Raw genomic sequence first — 24,125 nt, 5'->3', positions numbered from 1 at the left:
GCGGAATACGTTATGAACAGCAGCGTGAGCAGCGTAAGCGTGGCATTGACAACAAAGGACACAGGCGTTGAAACCGCGCCCCTGATGCATGCCGACCGCGTATGCAAAACCTTTGACACCCCAGGCGGTAAAAAAATCCCGGCCCTGGATGGGGTGAGCCTCAAAATTTTCCAGGGCCGGGTGACAGGCCTTGTGGGCGCGGACGGTGCGGGAAAGACCACACTCATCCGCATTGCCGCTGGGCTTTTGGTGCCCACTGCCGGTCAAATGACCCTGCTGGGCCTGGACAGCGTGGACCATAGTCTGGAAATCCAGAGCCGTGTGGGGTATATGCCCCAGAAATTCGGCTTGTACCAGGACCTGACCGTGATTGAAAATTTAAGACTTTATGCAGACCTCCAGGGGGTTGCTTTAAAAACGCGGCACGACCGATTTGACAAACTGCTGACTATGACCGATCTGGCCCCGTATACCAAAAGGCGGGCAGGTGCCCTTTCCGGCGGCATGAAACAAAAACTGGGCCTGGCCTGTGCCCTGGTGAAATCCCCTGAATTACTCCTTCTGGACGAACCCACCGTGGGCGTGGACCCGGTGTCCCGGCGCGAGCTTTGGAAAATCGTCTATGACCTGGTGGAAAAGGACAGGATCGGGGTCCTGGTCTCCACAGCCTACCTGGATGAAGCCCAACGCTGCGACCAGGTCAAGGTGCTGCACCAGGGACGCCTTCTGGCCCAGGGAAGCCCGGACAGCTTTACCGCCGGGATGCAGGGCCGGGTATTCCTGGCTGCCCCGGATGAACAGATGCGGGCCAGACAGATTTACACCCGGCTGGCCGGACAGGAAGGCATTGCAGACGCCACCATCCGGTCCGGGCGGGTGCGGGTGGTGCTTAACAGCCCGTTATCCCCGGAAAACGGCAACAACCAGGAAACCGGAAAGCAGAAAATTGCAAGTCTGCTGAACCGCTCCGCCAGTACAATAACAACGGCAGTACCGGTTTTTGAAGATGCGTTTATGGCCCTGATCCCAAGGGGGGATGCCCAGCTTCACACCCCGTCAACGGATCAGGATAAGCCCTGGACCCCGGAACCGTCATCCGGAGAGGATGCAGCCGTCATAACAAACAATCTATGCAAAAAGTTTGGGGATTTTACGGCCGTTTCCAACCTTACCCTTGATGTCCGCCGGGGTGAAATCTTTGGATTACTGGGTCCCAATGGCGCCGGCAAAAGCACCACATTCCGCATGCTGTGCGGGCTGTTACCCGCCACATCCGGAGAAATCCGGGTGGCGGGCCGCAATCTGCGGCGATCCCGGGCCAAAGCCAGGGCACGTCTGGGATATATGGCCCAGCAGTTTTCCCTTTACGGCCAACTCAGTGTGAAGGAGAACTTTAAATTTTTCGGCAGGGCCTACGGCCTTTCCGGCAAACAGCTTAAAATCAGAATGGCCTGGGCCTTTGCCGAATTCGGGCTGGACCCCTGGCAGGACAAGCCGGCCGGAGCCCTTCCCGGCGGGTACAAACAGCGTCTTTCCATGGCCACGGCATTGCTCCATGAACCGGACATCCTGTTTCTGGATGAGCCCACCTCAGGGGTGGACCCCTTTGCCCGGCGGGAGTTCTGGCTGCGCATCAACGGGTTTGCCGAACAGGGGGTCACCGTCATCGTCACCACCCATTTCATGGAAGAGGCGGAATACTGTGACCGCATGGTAATCATCAGCCGGGGCAAAACCCTGGCCATGGGCACCCCCGGGGAAATTCGCAGCCTGGCCCGGACACCTGAAAATCCGGACCCCACCATGGATGATGCCTTTATCGCCCTTTCACAAGGAGACCGGCCATGACCCGGTTTTTCATGCGCCTTTTCGGGGTGCTTCGCAAGGAGACCCTCCAGATTTTAAGGGACCCCAGCTCCATTATCCTGGCCCTGGTCATGCCCCTGGTGTTGCTGATAATTTTCGGATATGGCGTGAGCCTGGATGCCGAACATGTGCCCATGGTCCTTGTCAATAATGACAAAGGCCCCATGTCCCGGGAACTTGCGGCGCGCTTCGCCGGTTCCGCCAATTTCAAAATAAAAACCGCCGGGAGCATGACCCAGGCGCAATCGCTTGTTCTGGCACGCAAGGCTGAGGGCATTATCATCTTACAGAATAATTTCACGGCAATTCTTGGCGGCGCGGCTGCAGGAACCGGCACAGGGTACCTAGCCCCGGTCCAGGTCATCATCAACGGGACTGACGCAAACCGTGCCCGGCTCATTGAAGGATATATAAAAAGTATTGGCGCAAAATGGGCATCCATGCGGGTGGCCCGGGGACAGACCGCCATGGCACCCCTGGTCTCCATATCCCAGCGCATCTGGTTCAACGAGGCTGCCATCAGCCGTTACTTTCTGATTCCGGGCCTGATCACCTTGATCATGACCCTCATCGGCATCCTTCTCACGGCCCTGGTCATTGCCCGGGAGTGGGAGCGCGGCACCATGGAAGCTATGCTGGTGACGCCCCTGCGTAAGGTCGATATCCTGCTGGGAAAAACCCTGCCCTATTATTTTCTGGGCATGTTCGGCATGGGTATGTCCGTGGTGGTGGGCACAACCCTTTTCGGGGTGCCTTTCCGGGGGTCTGTGGGCGCGCTTGTCGGCTTAAGTTCCCTGTTCCTGCTCACCTGCCTTGGGTTCGGGCTTTTTCTTTCCGCGGCCATACGAATCCAGTTTGTGGCGGCCCAAATTTCCATTGTGGCGGGGTATTTACCGGCATTTTTTCTCTCCGGCCTGATATTTGATCTTGAATCCACACCGAAATTCATTCAGATCATCAGCTATATCTTCCCGGCCCGGTATTTTGTCACCATCGCCCATACCCTGTTTGCTGCGGGAGATGTCTGGCCCGTACTTCTTCCCAATGCCATGGTGCTGGCATTCATGGCGTTTTTGTTCCTGGGCCTGGCATATCGCAAAATGTCAAAGCGACTGGAGTAGCCATGCAGACCCTGAGACGCCTGTCAGCCCTGATATTAAAGGAATTCCTCACCATCATAAAGGATCCCAAAAGCCGGTTTGTGGTGATTGTTCCGCCTATTATCCAGTTCTTTATCTTCAGCTATGGCGCCACCTTTGACCTGGAAAATGTCCGGTATGCCGTGTTTGACGAAAGCCGGTCCGTGCTGTCCAGGTCTTTTCTGGCCGATGTTGAAGGTACTGGGCGGTTCAGGCTCACAGGATATCTTGAAGATGCCGGACAGGTGAAACAGACCATTGACAATGAAAAAGCCCGTCTGGTGATCCATATCGGTCCCCGGTTTGAAGAGCGCCTGCAATCCGGCCGGTCTGTTCAGATCCAGGTCATTGCCGACGGCAGAAGCCCCAATGTGGCCATGATTGCCATTGGATATCTTGGCACCATTGTGGAAAATTTTAACAGAACCCTTTTGGAACAAGGCCTGGCCCAGGGCAGCAGGCCTGGTCTGGCCCTGGTGGAACGGGCCTGGTTCAACGAAAACCTGAGCAGCCGGTGGTTCATGGTCTCAGCGCTTGGCGGGGTGATCAGCACAGTGGTGGTGATGATTCTGACCAGCCTCTCCGTTGCCAGGGAGCGGGAGTTCGGCACCTTTGACCAGCTCCTGGTGGCCCCTTTCAGTCCGGTGGAAATCCTGGTGGGAAAATCCATGCCCGGCATTGTCTTTGGTATGCTGGACGCCCTGATCTTTGCCGGCGGCGCAGTGCTCTGGTTCCACATCCCCTTCCGGGGAACAGTCAGCGCCCTTATGGTTTCCCTTTTGTGCTTTATCATCACCATTGTGGGCATCGGACTGCTGGTGTCGTCTTTGTCCACCACCATGCAGCAGGGGCTTTTAGGCGCGTTTTTGTTCCTGATGCCTGCGATCACGTTGTCAGGGCTTGCCACGCCCGTGGAAAACATGCCCATGTGGCTCCAGCAGGCAAACATGTTCAATCCGGTGCGCCACATTATCACGGCCCTTCGCCGGATCTTTCTTGAAGGCGCAGATCTTGGTACAGTCTGGCCCCAGATCTGGCCGTTACTGATCATGGCGTGTGTCACCCTGCCCCTGGCCGCGTGGTTGTTCAGACGCCGATCGGTGTAAATAACTCGTGAGTCCTAACTTTGGGAGGCCATATAAAATGCTACCTTTTTTTTAAATGTCACGTCTTTTTTGAAAAAACTTACGACTCACGAGCTGAAAAAGAAAGAACCGAAACAGGTAGAAAGTAAGGATATCAATATCTATGAATTAAGGTAACTTCCCAATAAGTACGAGCCAGCACATTGCCGGCTCCTTTGACGTGCCTGTCGCTACTGTTTCCTGTATACTCTCCCTTCAACCCGTGCCACAACATTTACCCTGGAGTTTAAATGGCGGATCTGGTCACAGGCAGTTCCGGTGACATCAAGCCTGGGTGTGGTAATGAGCACAAGGTTGGCCTCTTTTACTTTGCCTGCCTCCAGGACAACACCTCGAGTGACATCTCTGTAAATTACTGGAAATCTCGCGTTCTTGACCTGGGTTGCCCGCCGGTAATAAAGGCACCAAACATTTATTTAAGTATTATTTTAAAAAAATATAATCGTAATAATAACCAAGGCTTAAATGTTTATAATCAGCTTAACAACTTAATATAATTGATTATATTTAATATTTTTTTGTTAACAATGTTGAATAAAAGATTTTTAAAAATACAAGGTATTGAGAGCCTGTTTTTTAGTGGTCTATAAAACAGGCTTTTTGAACAATTTGTTGTCAGGACTGAATCCACGCCCTGATATCCTTTAAATCCGATGTATTCCAGTCATCTGAAATTCTTTTCTCAATGAATTTTAAAAAAAGGGTGTCAATAACTTTGATAACCTTCATGATTAAAAAGTTTTTTTCGCAATTATTCCACCTTTTTGGGGGTGAGTTTTGGGGTATTGGGTTTTTTCTCTTCCAAAAATTCAATGACTCTTGTGGCCTGACCCTCGGCCAGGGTGCCGCCAAGACTGACAGCCACTCCGATGCATTCAAGAATTTCATCAACACTGGCACCAAGATTTAAAGCCGCTTCGGTCTGGTAGAGGATGCAGGCCCGGCAGCCTTGGACAATGGCGGCGGTCATGGCCATCAGGCGCTTGGTTTTGGCACTTAGTACACCGTTCTTGTAAGCGCATTGGGTCATTTCGTCTTTGGCCCGCCAAAGTTCCGGGCTCAATCTTCTAAACGTATCTGCCTGTTCATGGATCCGGTTTTTCAGTTCAGTTTGATTTTCAAGCATATCATCCTCCGTTTTAATGGGTTAACATGTAAACAGCGTATATTCCGATAATCCATTTGACAAACGAATTGGTATGATGATACCCATCAAAAATCATGATGGATATCCACGACATACCAATCATAAATCTGACACCGGATATACTCAGAACCTTTGTGGCAGCGGCCCAGGCCGGCAACTTTACCCATGCAGCCAAAAAGGTCCATTTAACCCAGTCTGCGGTGAGTATGCAGATCAGCCGCCTGGAATCTGACATTGGAAAACCGCTTTTTAACAGAATCACACGGGGGGTGGAGCTGACAACCCACGGGGAGAGGTTGCTTAGATATGCCCGCCGTCTGCTCCAGATCCACGACAAAGCGGTTGCCGCTTTAACCGGGCCGAACCTGAATGGGCAGATCCGCCTTGGTGTTCCCGAAGAATTATCCTACCGGTATCTGCCCGGAATTCTGCGTAGCTTTTCCGCCCGATATCCTCTGATTTCCGTGGACATTTACTGTGATTTCTCAAACCGGTTAAAGGAGATGGTGGAAGGGGGGCAACTGGATCTGTGCCTGGCCAATGATGAAACCGGCAGCAGGACAGGATATTTTCTCCGAAATGAGCCTGTGGTCTGGATTGCCCCAAGGGATGCGGCACCGGAAATGGAGTCGCCCCTGCCCCTGGCCTTGTTTCACCAGGGATGTATGTATCGCAAATGGGGGATGCAGGCACTGGCCCAAAAGGATATTCCCTTCCGGATCGCATACTCCAGTCCCAGCTTCACAGGAATTCTGGCAGCGGTTCGCTCGGGGGTGGCTGTGGCGCCTGTGGGCAAAAGCAGTGTCTCCCAGGAATTTCGCATCATTGAAACCCTGCCGCCGCTACCGTGTGTCTGCATCACGCTTTATTCCGGCAACGGCCCGGAAGACAAGGCAAAGTCCTGCCTGTCCCGGCACATTGCCGGCTCCTTTGACGTGCCTGTCACTACTGTGGGGGCGAAATCAGCGTTTGGAACTCCGCCAGTTGCTGGGTGCTGCCCATGACGGCGATTAATTCCCCTGCTTTGAACTGATAATCCGCAATGGGGTTGGGATGCATCACGCCGTCATGCATCACGCCAACCACGGATATGCCGATTTTTTTGCGGAGCTCCAACTCTTTAATTGTCCGGCCAACCACAGGGCTGTCAGCCACCAGTTTTACCCAGTTAAACTCCAGCAGGTCACACGCTTTCTGCAGTTGAGACAGGGTTCGATATCTCTGGGAAACCTTGAAGAACGGGGCATACAGCTCCCTGCGAAAGGCGTCGGTATATGTCTGGATATCTGTGGCCGGGATATTTAGGTGCAGCAACGCCTGGCGGGTGAATTGCAGGCCGGCCTCAAATTCCGGCTGAACCACCTCCTGTATACCCTGGTCATGCAGGGCCTGCATCTGTTCCACCCCTTCAGCCCGTGCCACAATATTTACCCTGGGGTTTAAACTACGGATCTGGTCGCAGACAGTTCCGGTGACATCAAGTCTGGGTGTGGTAATAAGCACAAGGTTGGCCTCTTTTACTTTGCCTGCCTCCAGGACAACATCCCGGGTGACATCCCCGTAAATCACCGGAAACCCTGCGCTCTTGGCCTGGGTCACCCGCCGGTAATCAATTTCAATAATGACAAAAGCCAGTTCCAGGCGCTGCAGAACCTGACCTATATGAAATCCGATCCGGCCCCCGCCGGCAATAACCACATGGTTGCGCAGGTCTGTGTCAGGCAGATTGATGGTCTGTACAGGCTCTTTTTTAAACATCCGCTTTCGCAGCCCGTACAATGGTGCGGTCAGTCCGGAAACAAGCGGTGTCAATAACATGGTTACAATGGCGGTTGCCAGTGTCAGGGAATAAAGATCATTGGATATGGATTGGGTGCTGATGCCAACCCTGGCCAGCACAAATGAAAACTCCCCCACCTGGAACATGCCTAATCCCAAGGCCAGCGGTATGACGTTGCCGTAGCCGAATAAGCGGCTTAATGTGCTGAAAATGAGCCCTTTGCCAGCGGATACACATAACACCACGATCAGGATGGTTTGCCAGTGCGTAACCAAAAAGACCGGATCCAGGAGCATGCCCACCGATACAAAAAAAAGCAAACCAAAGATATCACGCAGGGGAATAATATCGCTCAATGCCTGGTGACCGTAATCAGATTCGCTGAGCACCATTCCGGCAATAAAGGCACCAAAGGCAAAGGATAATCCAAATAAATAGGTGCCATATCCCACGCCCAGGCCAAGTGCGGTGATTGCCAGCAGGAATAATTCCCGGCAATTGCGTCTGGCAATATAGGCCAGCAATTTTGGAATGAGCCGTGTTCCTATAAAAATCATCAGACACAGGAATGTCATCGCCTTGGCCGCTGCCCAGCCAAGGGCGGGTATCCCTGCTTCCGGTTGATTTAACTTAGGCAGAATAATCATTAAGGGGACAACGGCCAGATCCTGAACAATCAACATGCCGATCATGACCCTGCTTGAAAGGGTGCCCATTCTCCCCTGGCTCATCAGTGTTTTGAGAATCACCATGGTACTGGACAAGGCAATGAGCCCCCCAAACCAGAGCGCGTCGGTAAAAGGCCAGTTAAATATTTTTCCGATGCCAAAGCCAAGGAGAATTGAAAGCAGCATCTGTATCGGGGTGCCGATCAACGCAATCCGGGCAACCGGTTTTAATTCCTTTAATGAAAATTCCAGTCCCAGGGCAAAAAGTAAAAGCGCAACACCAATCTCGGCTAACAATTCAATATCGTGGATATTGGAAACCGTAACGCCGCCGGTAAACGGGCCAACCATGACGCCAACCAGAATGTATCCCAGGATTAACGGCTGTCTCAACCACTGGGCAATAAGGCCGCCAATTAAACCGGCCACCACAATAATTGCAATATCAGAAGCTATACCCATCTTTATATTTGTACCTGAATTAAATTGATAACGGTTTGCTTAAGTATTATTTTAAAAAAATATAATCGTAATAATAACCAAGGCTTAAATGTTTATAATCAGCTTAACAATTTAATATAATTGATTATATCAAATGTTTTTTTGTTAACAATGTTGAATAAAAGATTTTTAAAAATACAAGGTATTGAGAGCCTGTTTTTTAGTGGTCTATAAAACAGGCTTTTTGAACAATTTGTTGTCAGGACTGAATCCACGCCCTGATATCCTTTAAATCCGATGTATTCCAGTCATCTGAAATTCTTTTCTCAATAAATTTTAAAAAAAGGGTGTCAATAACTTTGATAACCTTCATGATTAAAAAGGTTTTTTCAATAATTAAACCCTCTATTTCGTCTTCTGATGAGGATGTGTCAATGGTTGGTGTCTTTAAACCGGTGATATTGAAACTTTCACCTTTGATGGAAAATTTATACTCTTCTTCGCCTATCCTGCAGATCAGGTTCATATCTGTCACCCATGCCCCTTTTTTAAGGGCTGTGGTTCCTTCTTCAAGACCGGCCTGATCCCCTTTAATGCTGATTTTTTCTTTTGATTTATCGCCCAGGTTGTTTTCCAGGCTGATGGAATTGCCAATCTCAAGGGTTACCGGATTTTCTGAGCCTGAAAGGGCTGTAATATCCTGATCCGTTTCAACGAGGTACCAGATCCAGGTTAAAAATTCATTGCCCAGAAAGCCGTATTTATTATAAGCGGTCGCAATATCCAGCATTATTGAACACCTTTCATATTTAACGGGGCCAATGCCGTCACCCGGTCTTTTTTATCGCTTGCAAAATTGCCTGACTTTTCGATCAGGGTGTACGGAAAAATCCTGATGGGTTTATGGTCAAAGGATTTGAAAAACAGGGTTTCAAACAGTTCATTGGCCGCATTCTGGGTGGAAAATAAAATCAGATTTCTGTTGTCATAATCCCATAACACATCATAAATATTTGGAATAAAAGGCGTTTTATGCATCAGAATATCAATGACCATTTCCTTTATTTCAGCTTTTTCATTTTTTGAAATAAAGGGTCTGCCGCTCTCTTTCTTTTTCTTCTCCGTCTCAATGGCCATATGTTTTTGAACAAGTTTCGCCGGGATTGATTTTTTATCAATTCGCAGGGAAAAGGCAAAATAGGTTCCGAATATAAATGAAGCTGATTCAAAATCCGGATTGTACGGGGTTTCAAGCGGGGTCCATCCGGCTGAAATTTCATCGTATTCGTTTTCAATTTCAGGGATGGCGTTTTCAATCAGTCCCTGGCGGATACCTTCTGCAGCACCGTCAAAAAAATTACCATCAACATAATACCGGCTGATGGAATGGGTGGAAGAAATTAATCCCATGGTAACTCCTGTTTTTTTTATATGTGCAAATTAAATATGAGGCCGGGAAAAATTATTTCACAACCCCTTCTAGCTGCAATCTGACAGACTCTTTTCCAGGCACATTGGTTCGGATAATGATCTGTCGCCTGAATGATCTGCCGCCGTAGCCAGAAGTGTTACCTTGAACATGTACGATACCTGTTCCCCCCGGAGAGACGGTTTCCGGATAATCGGCAACTGTACAGCCGCATGAGGTGACCACCTTCCGGATGGATAATACATCATCCCCGGGATTACTGATGATAAAGTCATGGATGACCTGGGTTCCTTCGGTTACGCTGCCAAATAAAAACACAGGTTCCTCCACCATAATATCTGCACCGGCATATGACATGCCTGCTGCAGCCATCCATATAATACCGGCTGTAAAAATAATTTTGATGGATAATTTTTTCATGTGATTTTTCTTGTTGCCATGACCACCCTTGAATTGCTTAGACATGAGATTCTCCTTTCAATGTTGTTCATATAGACCCTTTTCCAAGCTGATTTACCCCACGGGTAAATTTCCTGTATACACTCAGGTAAAGCCAAAAAAATAATACATAAAAGAAGTCTCTGGTATTTTGTATTTTTTCTTTTGAGCGGTCTGTCTTAAGGGTGCAGTTCTTCTTTGAGCATACAACAAGCAATTTTATAGCGGGGTAATCCGTTATCATCGTAGGACAGATTTCCCGGCTGTATTAATTTGTTCATTACACAACCTTCGGGAATCTGCAAAGAGAAAAAATCCGTTTCATTAATTCTGGGACGGGGTATAAGTTTATTGTTTATGATCTCATAGGAATGAAAGGGAAAATCCTCACATAAAGGACATTGATACACCCGTCCGTTGGGGAAGATAAAATAGTTGTCCGCCACATTGGCAGCACATTCAAAGGTTTCTTCACCGGAGAGAAACACCTTGGGGTAGGTAACGATAATTCCCTGTTCTGCAATCTGTTCCGCGGTTTTGGGGATGGTATCCTGCCAGATTAATTTTGATACCTGGTGCCTTGCACCGGTGTTTTCCGATTCGCCCCGCAGACCCACCACCTGGATAAAAAACCGGGAAATCCCAAGATCCTTTACCAATTCAGGAAGTTTTGGGACCTCATGAATATTTTTTTCAGAGACCGTATAGATCATTGAGCAGGAGAACCCTTTTTTCACAGCACGGCGTATACCGGACATGACTGCATCAAAACTTCCGTCTCCCCGGATAGAATCATTGATTCCTTTGCTGACACCGTCCAGGGAAAATGAAAAAAAGTCAATCTGATTGGGTGTGATATTGTCCAGGATGTTATGAAATAAAAAACCGTTGGTATCGATGGTGATGGATTTGAATCCCATGGATCCGCAGATGCCTATGACTGACGCAAGATTCGGATGAAGGGTGGGTTCGCCCCCGAGCAAGATCAGGTTGGTATCCTTTGCCTTTGAAGAAAAAATGCCAAGCCAGTCCCTGATCGTGTCCATGGAAAGGGTGTTGCTTCCATGCTGGTCCCGGTTGATATAGCAGTGGGCACAGCGCAGGTTACACCGTGTCAGTATGTGAAAAAACAGATTGGTGCTCTGCCTTGAAAATGCAACGGTTTTTTTTTTCACTTTTATTAGATATTCTAGCTAATGGGTTATAAAATGGGCGCCAACGGCGCTTCGTCTTCTTGTTTCCAGTTTCTTGACACCTGTTATCCCATACACTGTTTGGTAAAATTGGGATCAAAGGGCACGGGATAGCTCCCGTCAAAACAGGCTTTGCAAAAATTGGCTTCGGGGTCATTTACCCCGGATGCTTCCAGCATGCCCTCAATGGACAGGTAATGCAGGGAATCCAGTCCAAGGTACTCGGTCAGTTCATCCAGGGGTTTTTGGGCCGCAATCAACTCTCCCTTGGATGAAAAATCAATGCCGTAGTAACAGGGGAACTTATGGGGCGGACAGGAGACCCGCATGTGTATTTTTCCGGCTCCCAGCTCCTTGAGGGCTTTGACACGGGTTTTGGCTGTGGTGCCCCGGATAATGGAATCTTCAACAATGATAATATCTTTACCTTTTATCAGTTCCCGCACCGGATTCAGTTTTACCCGCACGGCAAAATCCCGCATGGACTGGGTGGGCTGGATAAAGCTTCTGCCCACATAATGGTTGCGTATCATGCCCATTTCAAAAGGGATACCCGATTCTGCGGCATAGCCGATGGCCGCATAGTTGCCGGAATCGGGAAACGGCATGACCAGGTCTGCATCCACATGGGATTCCTGGGCCAGGCGCCTTCCATGGGCCTTTCTCATCTCATAGACATTTGTGCCGTCAATTGTGGAGTCAGGGCGGGCAAAATAGATATATTCAAATATGCACAAAGATTTTTTGGCAGCCGCATTAGGATGTTTGATACTTCTGATACCGTCTTCATTGATAATGACGATTTCACCGGGGTCCAGTTCCCGGATAAATTCGGCCTGGATCAGATCAAAGGCACAGGTTTCAGACGCCAATACATAGTGCCCGTTCAGTTTTCCAAGAGCCAGGGGCCTGAACCCGTTGGGGTCTTTCAGGCCGATAATCTCTCCTTTGCAGGTGAGCAGTATCATGGAATAAGCCCCTTCGACCTTTGAGGCTGCCCTTAATATCGCGGATTCATAATCGCCATTTATCAGGTTTTTAATGAACAGATGCAAAAATACTTCCGAATCCATGGTGGTCTGGAAGATGGAGCCCTGTTCCTCGAGCTCTTCTCTGATGGTGTGGGCATTGACCAGATTGCCGTTGTGGGCCAGGGCATAGGAGCGGTGCCGGTGGTTGACCACAAAAGGCTGGGCATTGGCCAATACCGAGTCACCGGTGGTGGAGTACCGGACATGGCCGATGGCAGACCCGCCTTCAATACGTTCAAGGTCTTCAATGTCAAAAATTTCCGGTACAAGTCCCATGCCTTTATGGGAGAAAATTTTGTCGTTGATCCCCCTGTTCACGGAGATGCCCGCGCTTTCCTGGCCCCTGTGCTGAAGTGCATAAAGTCCGAAATAGGTAATTTTTGCCGCTTCCGGGTGTTTGTACAGGCCAAAAACCCCACATTCATCTTTAGGCCGCTCGCTGGGCGCAAACACCGGGCCGGAGCAGTTGGATTGGATGGTATTCATTTCTGGTTTTTCCAATATTTATTGTATGAACAAAAATTTGCGTTTGAACATTATTTAGTTTTCTTTGTGATAATCCTGAAGAGGTTTAACCGTCAGGTTTTCCTTTTTCATGGCCTGGATAGCCAGACTGATGGCCCGGGCCCCGTCCGTGGTGGTGGCATAGGGTATTTTATATTTAATGGCGGCCCTGCGGATTGCATATCCGTCTCTCTGGGTCTGGCTGGAGGCACCTGTATTTAGAATAAGCTGGATTTCACCGTTTTTCACGGCATCCACCACATGGGGCCTGCCTGCCGATACTTTTTTCACAAATGTGGATGGAATTTTGTTTTCTTCCAGAAATGTGACAGTTCCCCGGGTGGCCATAATGGTGAATCCCATGTCATGGAAACGTTGGGCCACAGGCAGTGCCGCATTTTTATCTTTATCCTGGACAGAGATAAATACAGAGCCTTCCCTGGGCAGTTTTTGTCCTGCAGCAAACTGGGATTTGGCCACAGCCGCGCCAAGATCCTTGTCAATGCCCATGACTTCGCCCGTGGATTTCATCTCAGGCCCAAGAACAGGATCCACTTTTTCAAAGCGGTCAAATGGCATCACCGCTTCCTTGACACAATAATAGGGCGGGATGATTTCCTTTGTCACCCCAAGTTCCTTTAAGGTTTTGCCCAGCATGACCTTGGTGGCCAGCTTTGCCAGAGGCATACCGATTGCCTTGGAAACAAAGGGGATGGTCCGGGATGCCCTGGGATTGACCTCAATGATGTACACCGTGTCATTCATAATCCCGAACTGGATGTTCATCAGACCTTTGACATTAAGTTCTCTGGCAATGGCTTTTGCCGCATCCGACATCTCTTTGATATGGTGGGCTTCAATGGAATAGGGCGGCAGTACACAGGCGGAATCGCCGGAATGAATGCCGGCCTCTTCAATATGCTCCATCATGCCGCCGATGATGGTATCCTCACCGTCGGAAATGGCGTCCACATCCAACTCAAACGCTTCTTCCAGGAACTTGTCAATGAGCACGGGCTTGTCCGGTGAGGCCAGGACTGCCAGGTTGAAATATTCTTCCAGGTCTTTTTCATCATAGACGATTTTCATGGCCCGGCCGCCTAGGACAAAAGAGGGGCGGACCATGACCGGGTATCCGATGTCCCTGGCCACAGCCACAGCTTCTTTATAAGAATATGCAATGCCGTTATCCGGCTGGCGCAGGTTCAGTTTTTTAAGCATGGCTGCAAACAGATCCCGGTCCTCGGCCCGGTCAATGCTTTCCGGGCTTGTGCCGATGATGGGAACCCCTGCTTTTTGAAGATCCGTGGCAAGGTTCAAAGGGGTCTGGCCGCCAAACTGGACAATCACCCCAAAGGGGTTTTCCTTTTCCACGATGTGGAGCACATCTTCTCTGGTCAAAGGTTCAAAGTAGAGCTTGTCAGATGTGTCGTAGTCAGTGGAGACCGTTTCCGGGTTGGAGTTGACCATGATGGATTCCACCCCTTCTTCCCTTAGGGCAAAGGAAGCGTGAACACAGCAGTAGTCAAATTCAATGCCCTGGCCGATGCGGTTGGGACCGCCGCCCAGGATAATCACCTTTTTTCTGTCCGCCACCCGGGCCTCGCATTCGCTTTCATAGGTGGAGTAATAGTAAGGGGTAACAGCCCTGAATTCTGCGGCACAGGTATCCACCAGCTTATATACCGGAACAATGCCCAAGTCTTTTCGTTTCTGTTCGATCTGCTTGTCTGTCAGTCCCCCGGACAGATAGGCCAGCTGCATGTCGGAGAACCCGTATTTTTTGGCCTTTTCAAAAAGATCCCTTGGCAGGTTCATGCCGGCCAGTTTCAGCTGCTTTTCAAGGTCCACAATCTGCTTCATCTGGTACAGAAACCAGGGATCAATGTCGGTCAGCTCATGGATCATGGTGATGGGCATGCCGTGTTCAATGGCGTATTTGATGTAAAAAAGGCGCTGGGAATTGGGGGTGGATAATTTGTATTCCAGATCCGTACCCGCAACAGATCCGGGGGCAGGATCTTTTCCGTCGCCACCAAAACCGGCCCGGCCGATTTCAAGGGAGCGCAGACCCTTCTGAAGTGCTTCTTTAAATGTTCTGCCGATGGCCATGGTTTCCCCCACGGATTTCATGGCCGTGGTGAGTACATCGTCAGCTTCGGGAAATTTTTCAAAGGTCCAGCGCGGAATTTTCACCACACAATAATCAATGGACGGCTCAAAACAGGCCATGGTTTCGCCGGTGATATCATTGGGGATCTCATCCAGGGTATACCCCACCGCAAGCTTGGCTGCAATTTTGGCAATGGGAAAGCCTGTGGCCTTGGAGGCAAGGGCAGAAGACCTGGAAACCCGGGGGTTCATCTCAACCACGATAATATCCCCGTTGTCCGGGTTCACGGCAAACTGGACATTGGAACCCCCCGTATCCACGCCGATTTCTCTGATAATGGCAATGGAGGCATCGCGCAGGGCCTGGTACTCCTTGTCGGACAGGGTCTGGGCCGGGGCCACGGTAATGGAATCACCCGTGTGAACCCCCATGGCGTCAACATTTTCAATAGAGCAGATGATTACCACATTGTCCGCGTGGTCCCGCATCACCTCCAGTTCAAACTCCTTCCATCCCAGAACAGATTCCTCAAGCATCACCTGGGTGATCAGGGAGGCGTCAAGGCCGGCCTTGGCAAGATTTGCAAGCTCTTCCATATTATATGCCACGCCGCCGCCGGTGCCGCCCAGGGTAAAGCTGGGCCGGACAATAATGGGAAATCCGATGCGCCGGGCCACTTCTTCCACTTCAGTCATATTGACGGCAAACCCGGATTTGGGAATTCTCAAACCGATCTTATTCATGGCATCCCGGAACAGTTCCCGGTCTTCGGCCTTGTTGATGGCGTCAATGGAGGCACCGATCAGTTCGATATTGTATTTTTCAAATATCCCTGTTTTGGCTGCATCAATGGTGGTGTTCAGGGCGGTCTGGCCCCCAAGGGTGGGCAGCACCGCATCGGGACGCTCAATTTCGATCACCTTGCACAGGGTTTCAGCCGTTACCGGCTCAATATAGACCCGGTCTGCGGTTTCAGGGTCGGTCATGATGGTGGCCGGATTGGAGTTGATCAGGACAACCTCAAACCCTTCTTCCTTCAGGGCCTTGCAGGCCTGGGTGCCGGAATAGTCAAACTCGCAGGCCTGGCTGATGATGATCGGGCCGGCACCTATGATCAGAATCTTGTGGATGTCGTTACGCTTTGGCATTTTCCATCACTTTTGCAAACTGGTTAAAAAGATAGGCCGCATCATGGGGGCCCGGGGAGGCTTCGGGGTGGTACTGGACTGCAAACGCCCGGATCGTATCGTTTTTAAGCCCTTCCAGGGAGTCTTCGTTCAGGTTGATGTGGGTCAGGTGGCACTTGTTTTTGTCAAGGGTATTCAGATCCACGGCAAACCCGTGGTTCTGGGAGGTGATCTCCACTTTGCCGGTATCCATATTCTTCACCGGCTGATTGCCGCCCCTGTGGCCGAATTTAATCTTCATGGTTTTACCGCCCATGGCAAGCCCCAAAAGCTGCATTCCAAGGCATATCCCAAAGATTGGAAAATTATCGAGAAGTTCGCGTATGGTTTCCACGGCATAGGTCAAGGGCTCGGGATCGCCGGGACCGTTGGACAGGAAAATGCCGTCCGGGTTCAAGCGTTTTATGATTTGGGCATCGGTTTTTGCCGGAACCACCAGCACCTCGCACCCGGCGCCTTCAAGGCAGCGGATAATATTGTATTTTATGCCGAAATCCAGGGCCACCACAGAATGTTTTTTGCCTTTGTGGCGCCATATAAAAGGGGCTTCAAGGTTTTTGGCATCCACATAATCCGGTTTGTTATATTTCCAGAAATAGGGTTTTTTGGTTGTGACATATCCCACCAGATCCGATCCTTCCATTGAGGGGATCAATTTTGCCCGGGCCACAAGGGATTCAGGGTCCAGGTCCGTGGTGGAGATCATGGCTCTCATGGCCCCGGATTTTCGGATATGCCGGGTAAGCGCCCTTGTATCAAGGTCTTCAATGCCCAGGACATGGGATTTTATCAGATAGTCCGCAAGGGTTCCCTTTGATCTGAAATTGCTTGGAAACTCCTGGTATTCCTTGACAATAAAACCTGCCACATGAATACGGTCTGATTCAACATCTTCCGGACATACCCCGTAGTTGCCTATGAGCGGATAGGTCATGGTGACCATCTGCCCGTAATAGGACGGGTCGGTCAAAATTTCCTGGTAACCGGTCATGCTGGTGTTGAACACCACCTCTCCCTGGGCTTCGCCCGGCCCTGTAAAACTTCTGCAGGAAAATGTTCTTCCATCTTCCAGGGCTAACAATGCTTTCATATGGATTAGTACCTGTCCCTTAAATATTATGGTAAAAAGCGTTCCGCAATTTATTTAGAACCTGTTTAAATATCATGAAAAAGCTTTGATTTTCAAGCCCTGGGGTTCATACAAAACAAATATAGCCGGTTTTTATGGTCAAATGAAACCAAAGACGACACCCATGCGGGGCTAAAATAGGCGCCCCAGGCGCTTCACCCTCTTGTTTCCTGTATCTTGTCTCTAGTTTCTTATAAAACCTTGATAGCCACAGGGTCTGTATTTCAGAAGTTTTGGGGGGTTTTTTTGACAAAACAGGGTTTTCCCCATATAGTAATTCAATTACCAAAACGTATTCCTTTTTTCATTATAGCCAGTACGTACCAGGCCTCCTCGTTGTGGTTTCCGTGACGGTGAGAGTCTTGTACCCAAATTTTAAGAACAATGTGATCTTTTTGTTATGAGGTATTCACAGCCGCTATACCTTTAAAAACCAGAATGAGGAAATTCAATGAAACTGAGTTTGAAACAAAAGATTTTAATCCCCACGATGGCTGCAACCATTATCAGCTTTGCCGTGATCTCCGTGATTTCCTATGTGAAATCCAGTGCGGCCCTGGACAATATCATCCGGGAACAGGTGACCTATGTGTCGGCTTCGGTGGCCAAGCAGGTGACCAACTGGATTTCGGAGCGGGAAAGGGACCTTGTGAACTTTGCCATGGAGGGGCTGTTCAAAAGGGTGACACCGGGGGCAGAAGACAAGGTGACCCCTGCCAATTTACGATTGGGCGAAATCATGGATTCCTCAACCCTTTACGAGGGCATCTCCCTGGCCGGCCCGGACGGAAAGATCATAGCCTCGTCCGTGCCCAAACTCATCGGCAGGGTGGATGTGTCGGACAGGGCCTATTTCAAGGCATCGATTATTGGGGACACCGCCATTTCGGAGGTGGTGAAAAGCAAAGACTCGGGCCGGCCCGTGTTTGTGATTTCCGCCCCGGTGAGCCTTGGGGACGGCAATCCCGGAGTGTTGCTCGGGGTGATCAGGCTTGAAGAATTTTCCAAAAAATTCATTGATCCCGAGCGGGTGGGAAAAACCGGATATGTCTACGCCACTGACAGAAAAGGGATTGTTCTGGCTCACCCCAACAAGGCCAATATCCTGGCCTTGAACCTTAGTCGGTTTGACTTTGGCCGCCAAATTCTGGCCCGGGAATCGGGTATCATTGAATACACCTACCTGGATATAGACAAAATCGTGGCCTTTGTCCGGGAGAAGAAAACCGGCTGGGTCATCGCGTCCACCGCCAACCGGGATGAGCTTTTTGCCCCGGTTATTGCCCTTCGCAATCTCAACCTCATGGTGGCCTGCGTGGGAATTTTTTTAATCTCTTTTTTTATCCTCATGGTCACCCGCTCCATTGTCACCCCCATCAACCAGGTAATCAGCGGTATGGACGAAGGGGCTAACCAGGTGGCGTTGGCCGCCGGTGAGATTTCTTCGGCCAGCCAGACCCAGGCAGACGGGGCCATCCAGCAGGCCGCCGCCATTGAAGAGACCTCCTCATCCATGGAAGAGATGTCGGCGATGACGGGAACCACGGCCGGACATGCAGGACGTGCGGATCTTTTAATGAAAAAAGTCAGCCAGGTGGTTTCCGAGGCGGTCACGGCCATGGCCCGGCTTACCCGGTCCATGGCGGAGGTCACCTCGGCCAGCGAGGAAACTTCTAAAATTGTCAAAACCATTGATGAAATTGCCTTCCAGACCAATCTTCTGGCCCTGAATGCCGCAGTTGAGGCAGCCCGGGCCGGAGAGGTGGGCGCAGGATTTGCCGTGGTGGCTGACGAGGTAAGGAGCCTGGCCATCCGGGCGTCGGAGGCAGCCAGGAATACGGCCACACTGATCGAGTCCACCATCAGCCGCGTGAACGAGGGGGCTGAACTTGTCTTTGGCACCAATCAGTCCTTTAATAAAGTGGCGGACAGTGTGAACAAGGTCGCCGATCTCATCACCGAAATTTCCCAGGCCTCCCGGGAACAGGCCGCGGGCATTGCCCAGGTGAACCAGGCCGTGGGGAAGATGGATACGGTGGTCCAGCAGAATGCTGCCAATGCCGAGGAGTCTGCAGCCGCTTGCGAAGAGTTGAACGCCCAGGCGGAACAACTCCGGGATTTTGTGGGCGAATTGATGTGCATGGTCACAGGGGACAGCGGGGAGCGCATCACAATGCATCTGTCCGTTCCCGGCCAATCCCGTCGGTGATCTCCCATGGAACTGGAATCCGAGCCTTTTTGCTTGACAAAAAATACCGTCCTCTCCATAAAAGGAAAGGCCGATACTCACGGCTGACGAAGCCTTGGTAAAACAGCTTCTATCCTATGGGGATTTTGGGGCTTGACAGGTGGTTGTCTGTGGCCCCATTCGAACTTCAGTTCGGTGAATGATTTAAGGGAGAATTCCTGTTTGGCAAACCATGGCTTTATCCGCAGGTGCATCACGGAGACCCTAGAGGGACTGAGGGAAGGTCTGACCCATTTTTCCGGACCCAGCAGGGCAGCAGTCATTTATGCCATCACACCCGACGATCCCATGTGCATCTTTGATCCCCAGAACCTTCTGGCCGGGCACGAGCCTAAATTCAAAGAATTATACATTGATTCAGATCACTGGCGAAATAAGAGTTCAGTCAAATATGACAAAAAGAAATTCAGCAATCTGATTCCCGAAAAAAACCTTGGGCTGGCCGGGCTGATATCCTATGGCGGCAGATCAAGCTCTATTGTTTATCAGATGTGGTTTACCGACCACCACCCGGACATGTGTACCATAGGTCCGACCGAGCGGTGGCTGGAACATGCTGTTTACAGGTTCTCCCATGACATGGCCAATGAAGAAGAATTATACACAGGTATTTCCGGCTGTTTTCTCAAGGAATACGCCACCCATGCGGTCAGAGATTTTATTGTGGATGAAATGAATGTCCTGATCGGCTGGGATACCAGAATCAGGGTTTACCCTGTTCTAGAGGCAGTGCTTAAAATTTCAAGAACCCCGGAAGAAGGGGAATGGCCTAAAGGTAAGCTTATTTTTGTGGAAAAAGAATCCATCCCTAAAATGAATTTTATTTTAGAGCTTCCCGGGGCAGAACAGCCAGTCCTGGACAATGTCAAGCATATCAGAAAACTGCTTCAGTCGGTTGAAAATTCAGATTTGAAACTGGTTGTCACTGAAAATAAGATCATTGGCATTACCAGGGAAGATCATCCTGATTTTTCCATCTCAGTGGATTTTAAAGGCCGGTACGGTTTTCTTGCAGTCAATGACAAGCCGGTGTGCTCTTTCTCCGACGGCCACTTCAAATCCACCACGCATAAGGCAAAGCTGGTCCAGGTGGAAGAGGCATTAATGGACGCTGATATGGATACTGAAAACGCAACTGCTTTATTTAAAATAGTTGCCGGGATCGTTCACAGTGCTGCCAGCCACCGGCATGGATGCAGCATTGTGATTGACCTGAATGAGTCCCCGGTTTTTATCATGGGCCATTCATTACTGCACCCCATGGACCTGAAAAATCAGGATAATTATGATCTGGCCAGATCCCTGTCCAAGGTGGACGGGGCCCTGCACATAGGGGCTGATATAAAGCTGCATGGATTTGCCTGCCTTTTGCAAGGCAGGAATGTGCCTGGTGAAAACAGGGCCAGGGGTGCCAGGTTCAATTCAGCTTTGCGGTTCACGGCAGAACACGAAAATGTTATTGTGATAGTCGTTTCCTCTGACGCCCCGGTCTCGGTCATGATGGGAGGTGCGGTACAAGAAACCAAATGGAAACTGGAAACCTCTCGCATATGCAGTATCCCCGTCCCCTTGGAAAAATGGGTTGTTGCCAGTAAATAATACCCAAACCATGAATTATAATATGAAAGCCATGCCATGACCCAAGAAGCAACAGAACAGTTAATATCCCGTGTTTTTCCCGCGCTTCCCCAAACCCTTTGCCAGGCCTTGCAGCGGCGCCTTCAAGATTATTTTTCCGCCGGGGATATACAGGATATCAGCCAATTGCCTGTCACTGCCCTGGATTTTACCAGAATGATGCTGTTCAGCCCCTTTACGGCTGAACACATTACAGCAAACCCCTTGATACTTGAACGGTTTGGTGCAAGCGGCGATCTTGACACATCCTATGCCCCGGGTGCCATCAAAAAAAAGCTTGCTGCTTTTATCGGGGAGAGTCAGGACAGGGCAGGGCTTAAATCCCGGATGCTTGAATTCAAGGTGTACGAAATCATCCGCATTGCCTGGCGGGATCTTACAGGTGCGGCACCGTTATCCGAAACCATGGCAGATCTGTCCGGTCTTGCCTGTGCCTGCATCTCCTTGGGTTTTGAACAATTGTATCCCGTGTTGACCCAAAAATGGGGAACCCCGAAAGACAGCAATGGCCATGCCCAGAACATTGTGGTGTTGGGCATGGGTAAACTTGGGGCCGGCGAGTTGAATTTTTCTTCGGATATTGATCTTATTTTTGTATTCCCCAAAACAGGTCAGACCGATGGAGACAGATCCATATCCAATGATGAATTTTTCACAAAACTGTGCCGGGAATTCATCAAGCTGTTTTCAATGGATAACGGCACCCATTTTTACCGGGTGGATACCCGCCTGCGTCCGTTCGGGGATAGCGGGCCCCTGGTCATGGATGCGGATGCTTTTGAACATTATTACCAGTCCCAGGGCCGGGAATGGGAACGCTATGCCATGATCAAGGCAAGTCCGGTGGCAGGGGATATTGCAGCGGGCCACACAATCCTTCAAGCCCTGAAACCCTTTATTTTCCGCAGATATCTGGATTACGGCGCCTTTGATTCCTTCAGGGATATGAAACAGCGCATCACACTGCAGGTGAAAAGTGCCAGACTGAAGCATAATATTAAAATCGGGGCCGGCGGTATCAGGGAAATTGAATTTTTCGGCCAGCTTTTTCAGCTCATCAGAGGCGGGGTGGAACCCGAACTTCAGGCCAGGCCCATATTGCTGGTTCTGGACATGTTGGTGGAAAAAAAGTGCATAGATAAAAAAGTGTGTGATGAACTCAAAGACGCCTATCATTTTCTCCGGCTTGTGGAGAATCGGCTCCAGGCTTACCAGGACCGGCAGACCCACGACATCCCCGAAGATCCGGTTCAAAGAAATATCCTTGCCCTGTCCATGGGATATGATGAAGAAGATGCATTTTATGCTGAACTGTCCAGGATCCAGGGTGTTGTGCATAAACATTTTTCCAGGCTTCTGGTACAAGCCGATGAGGAAGACAAAGACAGTGGCAACCAGGAATTGAAACAGATATGGGACAGTATCACAGATCCCCAGTTTCATGGTGAAGATATCTCTATTTTCGGTTACCAGGATACAGGATCTGTGGTGCGGCTTCTTAAAACCCTGGCAGCGCATCCCAACACCCGGCAGCTTTCCCATACCGGGCGCAGTAAACTGGCCCGGCTGGTGCCCCGTCTGATTAAAAAAGTGGGTGAGCATCCGGACGCAGAAGAGGTGATGGCCAAACTCATTGATCTGGTGGCGACCATTGAACGGCGTACCTGTTACCTGTCTTTGCTCATTGAAAATAAAGGCGCCCTTGACACCTTGATCGTTCTTGCCCGTAAAAGCCCATGGATTATTTCGTTTTTAAGCCAGCATCCGGTTCTTTTAGATGAACTTATGCATCCGCTTACACTGTATTCGCCGCCCAAACGGGATATGCTTGAACGGGAAATGGAACGACTGATGGCCCGGGTTCCGGAGGATGATCCGGAACACCTGATCGAAGCGCTCAATATTTTTCGTCAGATCAATACGCTCAGGGTGGCGGCGGCAGATGTATCAGGCAATTTCCCGCTGATGAAGGTCAGCGATCATCTGACCTGGATTGCCCAAACCATTCTTAATCAGGTGGTGGCGTCATCCTGGCGGATCATAACCGGAAAATACGGATATCCCAAGGGTATGGAAGGCAAAGGCGTAGAAGGATGCGGGTTTATTGTCATTGCCTACGGTAAGGTGGGCGGCCTTGAAATGGGGTATAAATCTGACCTGGATCTGGTTTTTATTTTTGATGCGGAACCCGGATATACCAGCGGAACGGAACGTTCCATAGATATCGGCCGTTTTTATTCCAATCTGGGCCAGCGCATTATCCATGCCCTGACCATCCATACCCCGGCTGGTACCCTTTACGGCGCAGATATGCGGCTTCGGCCCGGCGGGGCGTCAGGTACCATTGTCACCCATATTCAGGCATATGAGGATTACCTGAAGGACCGGGCCTGGACATTTGAACACCAGGCCCTGATCCGGGCCCGCCCCGTGGCCGGTGATCCGGCATTGTTCGACCGCTTTGATACCATTCGCAAAAAGATCCTGACCCGGAAGCGCGATGATTCAATATTAAAAACAGAAGTCGGGCAGATGCGTGAAAAAATGCGGGTTCAACGGTTAAAGTACGAACCCGGACTATTTAATCTCAAGCAGGGCAGGGGGGGGATTGTGGATATTGAATTCCTTGTTCAATATCTTGTGCTGCGCCATGCCTGTGATTATCCCGACGTTGTGGAATGGACGGATAATATCCGTCTGCTCCAGGCCCTGAGTGTGGATGCTTTGATCACCGGTGAGGAAAGCAGTATTCTCCAGAACGCCTATGTGAGCATGCGAAAGGCCATGCACCGGCTCACCCTCCAGGAGCGGCCCGCCATAGTGGATGAGGACCAGTTCAGTGCACAGGCAGCCAAAGTGGCCCAGATTTATGATGCTGCTTTTATGCCTTAAAGGACTCGCTACACTCGCCCCAAACTCCTTTTCCAGGAATCCGTTCAGATGCCGTTTTAATCTTCTCGACATATTTTGAACCTGTTTTCAACAATCAGATACTTTTTTTTGAACCGCTCTAAGATCCTTATTTAAAG

General features: G+C 50.0%; 17 protein-coding genes. 7 read left to right on the top strand and 10 right to left on the bottom strand.

The features are described 5' to 3' along the window. Positions 1-12: 12 nt before the first annotated feature. From Q366_RS05375 to Q366_RS05365, 3 genes are read left to right on the top strand one after another with little or no spacing between them, the layout of a single operon-like run. Positions 13-1,848 carry an ATP-binding cassette domain-containing protein gene (locus Q366_RS05375; RefSeq protein ID WP_035237064.1) on the top strand — a complete coding sequence of 612 codons (1,836 nt, stop codon included), beginning with the start codon at positions 13-15 and terminating at the stop codon, positions 1,846-1,848. Beyond that, on the top strand, positions 1,845-2,987 hold the full coding sequence (locus Q366_RS05370) for an ABC transporter permease (protein ID WP_035237062.1): 1,143 nt from the start codon (positions 1,845-1,847) through the stop codon (positions 2,985-2,987). Before Q366_RS05375 ends, Q366_RS05370 begins: the two co-directional genes overlap by 4 nt. 2 nt (positions 2,988-2,989) lie before the next feature. Beyond that, on the top strand, positions 2,990-4,111 hold the full coding sequence (locus Q366_RS05365) for an ABC transporter permease (protein WP_035237060.1): 1,122 nt from the start codon (positions 2,990-2,992) through the stop codon (positions 4,109-4,111). A 209-nt stretch (positions 4,112-4,320) separates the two neighbouring features. On the opposite strand, the gene Q366_RS20760 is transcribed toward Q366_RS05365, so the two are convergent. After that, positions 4,321-4,503 carry an NAD-binding protein gene (locus Q366_RS20760; protein WP_245619884.1) on the bottom strand — a complete coding sequence of 61 codons (183 nt, stop codon included), beginning with the start codon at positions 4,501-4,503 and terminating at the stop codon, positions 4,321-4,323. Positions 4,504-4,901: 398 nt separating this feature from the next. Continuing rightward, positions 4,902-5,276 carry a carboxymuconolactone decarboxylase family protein gene (locus Q366_RS05355; protein ID WP_051957840.1) on the bottom strand — a complete coding sequence of 125 codons (375 nt, stop codon included), beginning with the start codon at positions 5,274-5,276 and terminating at the stop codon, positions 4,902-4,904. 95 nt (positions 5,277-5,371) lie between these two features. Here Q366_RS05355 and Q366_RS05350 point away from each other — a divergent pair, with 95 nt between their 5' ends. Beyond that, positions 5,372-6,301, top strand: coding sequence for a LysR substrate-binding domain-containing protein (locus Q366_RS05350; RefSeq protein ID WP_051957839.1), 930 nt, complete (start codon positions 5,372-5,374; stop codon positions 6,299-6,301). Here Q366_RS05350 and Q366_RS05345 read toward each other — a convergent pair. The 8 genes from Q366_RS05345 to carA all read right to left on the bottom strand — a co-directional run bounded on the left by Q366_RS05345 (position 6,243) and on the right by carA (position 17,171). Next, the gene (locus Q366_RS05345) at positions 6,243-8,207 is read right to left on the bottom strand and encodes a monovalent cation:proton antiporter family protein (RefSeq protein WP_035237056.1); all 1,965 of its coding nucleotides are present in this window, start codon (positions 8,205-8,207) and stop codon (positions 6,243-6,245) included. The two genes, Q366_RS05350 and Q366_RS05345, sit on opposite strands and share 59 nt — an antisense overlap. Positions 8,208-8,445: 238 nt before the next feature. Further along, the gene (locus Q366_RS05340; RefSeq protein ID WP_035237054.1) at positions 8,446-8,976 is read right to left on the bottom strand and encodes a hypothetical protein; all 531 of its coding nucleotides are present in this window, start codon (positions 8,974-8,976) and stop codon (positions 8,446-8,448) included. Continuing rightward, positions 8,976-9,596 (bottom strand): recombination-associated protein RdgC, encoded by a 621-nt coding sequence (gene rdgC / locus Q366_RS05335; protein WP_035237052.1) that lies wholly within the window; start codon positions 9,594-9,596, stop codon positions 8,976-8,978. Before rdgC ends, Q366_RS05340 begins: the two co-directional genes overlap by 1 nt. Positions 9,597-9,648: 52 nt before the next feature. Further along, entirely contained in the window at positions 9,649-10,080 is a 432-nt protein-coding gene (locus Q366_RS05330) for a DUF1573 domain-containing protein (RefSeq protein ID WP_051957838.1), read from the bottom strand. Between the two features lie 152 nt (positions 10,081-10,232). Next, on the bottom strand, positions 10,233-11,228 hold the full coding sequence (locus Q366_RS05325; RefSeq protein WP_035237050.1) for a radical SAM protein: 996 nt from the start codon (positions 11,226-11,228) through the stop codon (positions 10,233-10,235). 83 nt (positions 11,229-11,311) lie between these two features. Next, entirely contained in the window at positions 11,312-12,763 is a 1,452-nt protein-coding gene (gene purF, locus Q366_RS05320) for an amidophosphoribosyltransferase (RefSeq protein WP_051957837.1), read from the bottom strand. 54 nt (positions 12,764-12,817) lie between these two features. Then, positions 12,818-16,042, bottom strand: coding sequence for a carbamoyl-phosphate synthase large subunit (gene carB / locus Q366_RS05315; protein ID WP_035237048.1), 3,225 nt, complete (start codon positions 16,040-16,042; stop codon positions 12,818-12,820). Beyond that, positions 16,029-17,171, bottom strand: a complete 1,143-nt coding sequence (carA, locus tag Q366_RS05310; RefSeq protein ID WP_035237045.1) for a glutamine-hydrolyzing carbamoyl-phosphate synthase small subunit — start codon at positions 17,169-17,171, stop codon at positions 16,029-16,031. The genes carB and carA overlap by 14 nt, the downstream gene beginning before the upstream one ends. Positions 17,172-17,661: 490 nt before the next feature. On the opposite strand from carA, the gene Q366_RS05305 reads away from it, so the two are divergent. From Q366_RS05305 to glnE, 3 genes are all read left to right on the top strand, one after another. After that, positions 17,662-19,419: a methyl-accepting chemotaxis protein gene (locus tag Q366_RS05305; RefSeq protein WP_051957836.1), complete on the top strand. Its 1,758-nt coding sequence runs from the start codon at positions 17,662-17,664 to the stop codon at positions 19,417-19,419. 201 nt (positions 19,420-19,620) lie between these two features. Next, a complete protein-coding gene (locus tag Q366_RS05300; protein ID WP_035237042.1) occupies positions 19,621-21,057 on the top strand; it encodes a DNA integrity scanning protein DisA nucleotide-binding domain protein in 1,437 nt (478 codons plus the stop codon). A 36-nt stretch (positions 21,058-21,093) separates the two neighbouring features. Further along, positions 21,094-23,988 carry a bifunctional [glutamate--ammonia ligase]-adenylyl-L-tyrosine phosphorylase/[glutamate--ammonia-ligase] adenylyltransferase gene (glnE, locus tag Q366_RS05295; protein ID WP_035237039.1) on the top strand — a complete coding sequence of 965 codons (2,895 nt, stop codon included), beginning with the start codon at positions 21,094-21,096 and terminating at the stop codon, positions 23,986-23,988. The last annotated feature ends 137 nt before the right edge of the window (positions 23,989-24,125 follow it).

The sequence above is a fragment of the Desulfobacter vibrioformis DSM 8776 genome, from assembly GCF_000745975.1.
In the GTDB taxonomy this organism is placed as follows: Bacteria; Desulfobacterota; Desulfobacteria; order Desulfobacterales; family Desulfobacteraceae; genus Desulfobacter; species Desulfobacter vibrioformis.
This window is presented reverse-complemented; position numbering and strand designations above follow the sequence as displayed.

Excerpts from the sequence above, each read along its gene's own strand:
- carB (WP_035237048.1), bottom strand. The coding sequence starts at position 16,042 with ATGCCAAAGCGTAACGACATCCACAAGATTCTGATCATAGGTGCCGGC.
- Q366_RS05375 (WP_035237064.1), top strand. The coding sequence starts at position 13 with ATGAACAGCAGCGTGAGCAGCGTAAGCGTGGCATTGACAACAAAGGAC.
- Q366_RS05330 (WP_051957838.1), bottom strand. The coding sequence starts at position 10,080 with ATGTCTAAGCAATTCAAGGGTGGTCATGGCAACAAGAAAAATCACATG.
- Q366_RS05355 (WP_051957840.1), bottom strand. The coding sequence starts at position 5,276 with ATGCTTGAAAATCAAACTGAACTGAAAAACCGGATCCATGAACAGGCA.
- Q366_RS05365 (WP_035237060.1), top strand. The coding sequence starts at position 2,990 with ATGCAGACCCTGAGACGCCTGTCAGCCCTGATATTAAAGGAATTCCTC.
- carA (WP_035237045.1), bottom strand. The coding sequence starts at position 17,171 with ATGAAAGCATTGTTAGCCCTGGAAGATGGAAGAACATTTTCCTGCAGA.
- rdgC (WP_035237052.1), bottom strand. The coding sequence starts at position 9,596 with ATGGGATTAATTTCTTCCACCCATTCCATCAGCCGGTATTATGTTGAT.
- Q366_RS05350 (WP_051957839.1), top strand. The coding sequence starts at position 5,372 with ATGATGGATATCCACGACATACCAATCATAAATCTGACACCGGATATA.
- glnE (WP_035237039.1), top strand. The coding sequence starts at position 21,094 with ATGACCCAAGAAGCAACAGAACAGTTAATATCCCGTGTTTTTCCCGCG.
- Q366_RS05305 (WP_051957836.1), top strand. The coding sequence starts at position 17,662 with ATGAAACTGAGTTTGAAACAAAAGATTTTAATCCCCACGATGGCTGCA.
- Q366_RS05340 (WP_035237054.1), bottom strand. The coding sequence starts at position 8,976 with ATGCTGGATATTGCGACCGCTTATAATAAATACGGCTTTCTGGGCAAT.
- purF (WP_051957837.1), bottom strand. The coding sequence starts at position 12,763 with ATGAATACCATCCAATCCAACTGCTCCGGCCCGGTGTTTGCGCCCAGC.
- Q366_RS05345 (WP_035237056.1), bottom strand. The coding sequence starts at position 8,207 with ATGGGTATAGCTTCTGATATTGCAATTATTGTGGTGGCCGGTTTAATT.
- Q366_RS05370 (WP_035237062.1), top strand. The coding sequence starts at position 1,845 with ATGACCCGGTTTTTCATGCGCCTTTTCGGGGTGCTTCGCAAGGAGACC.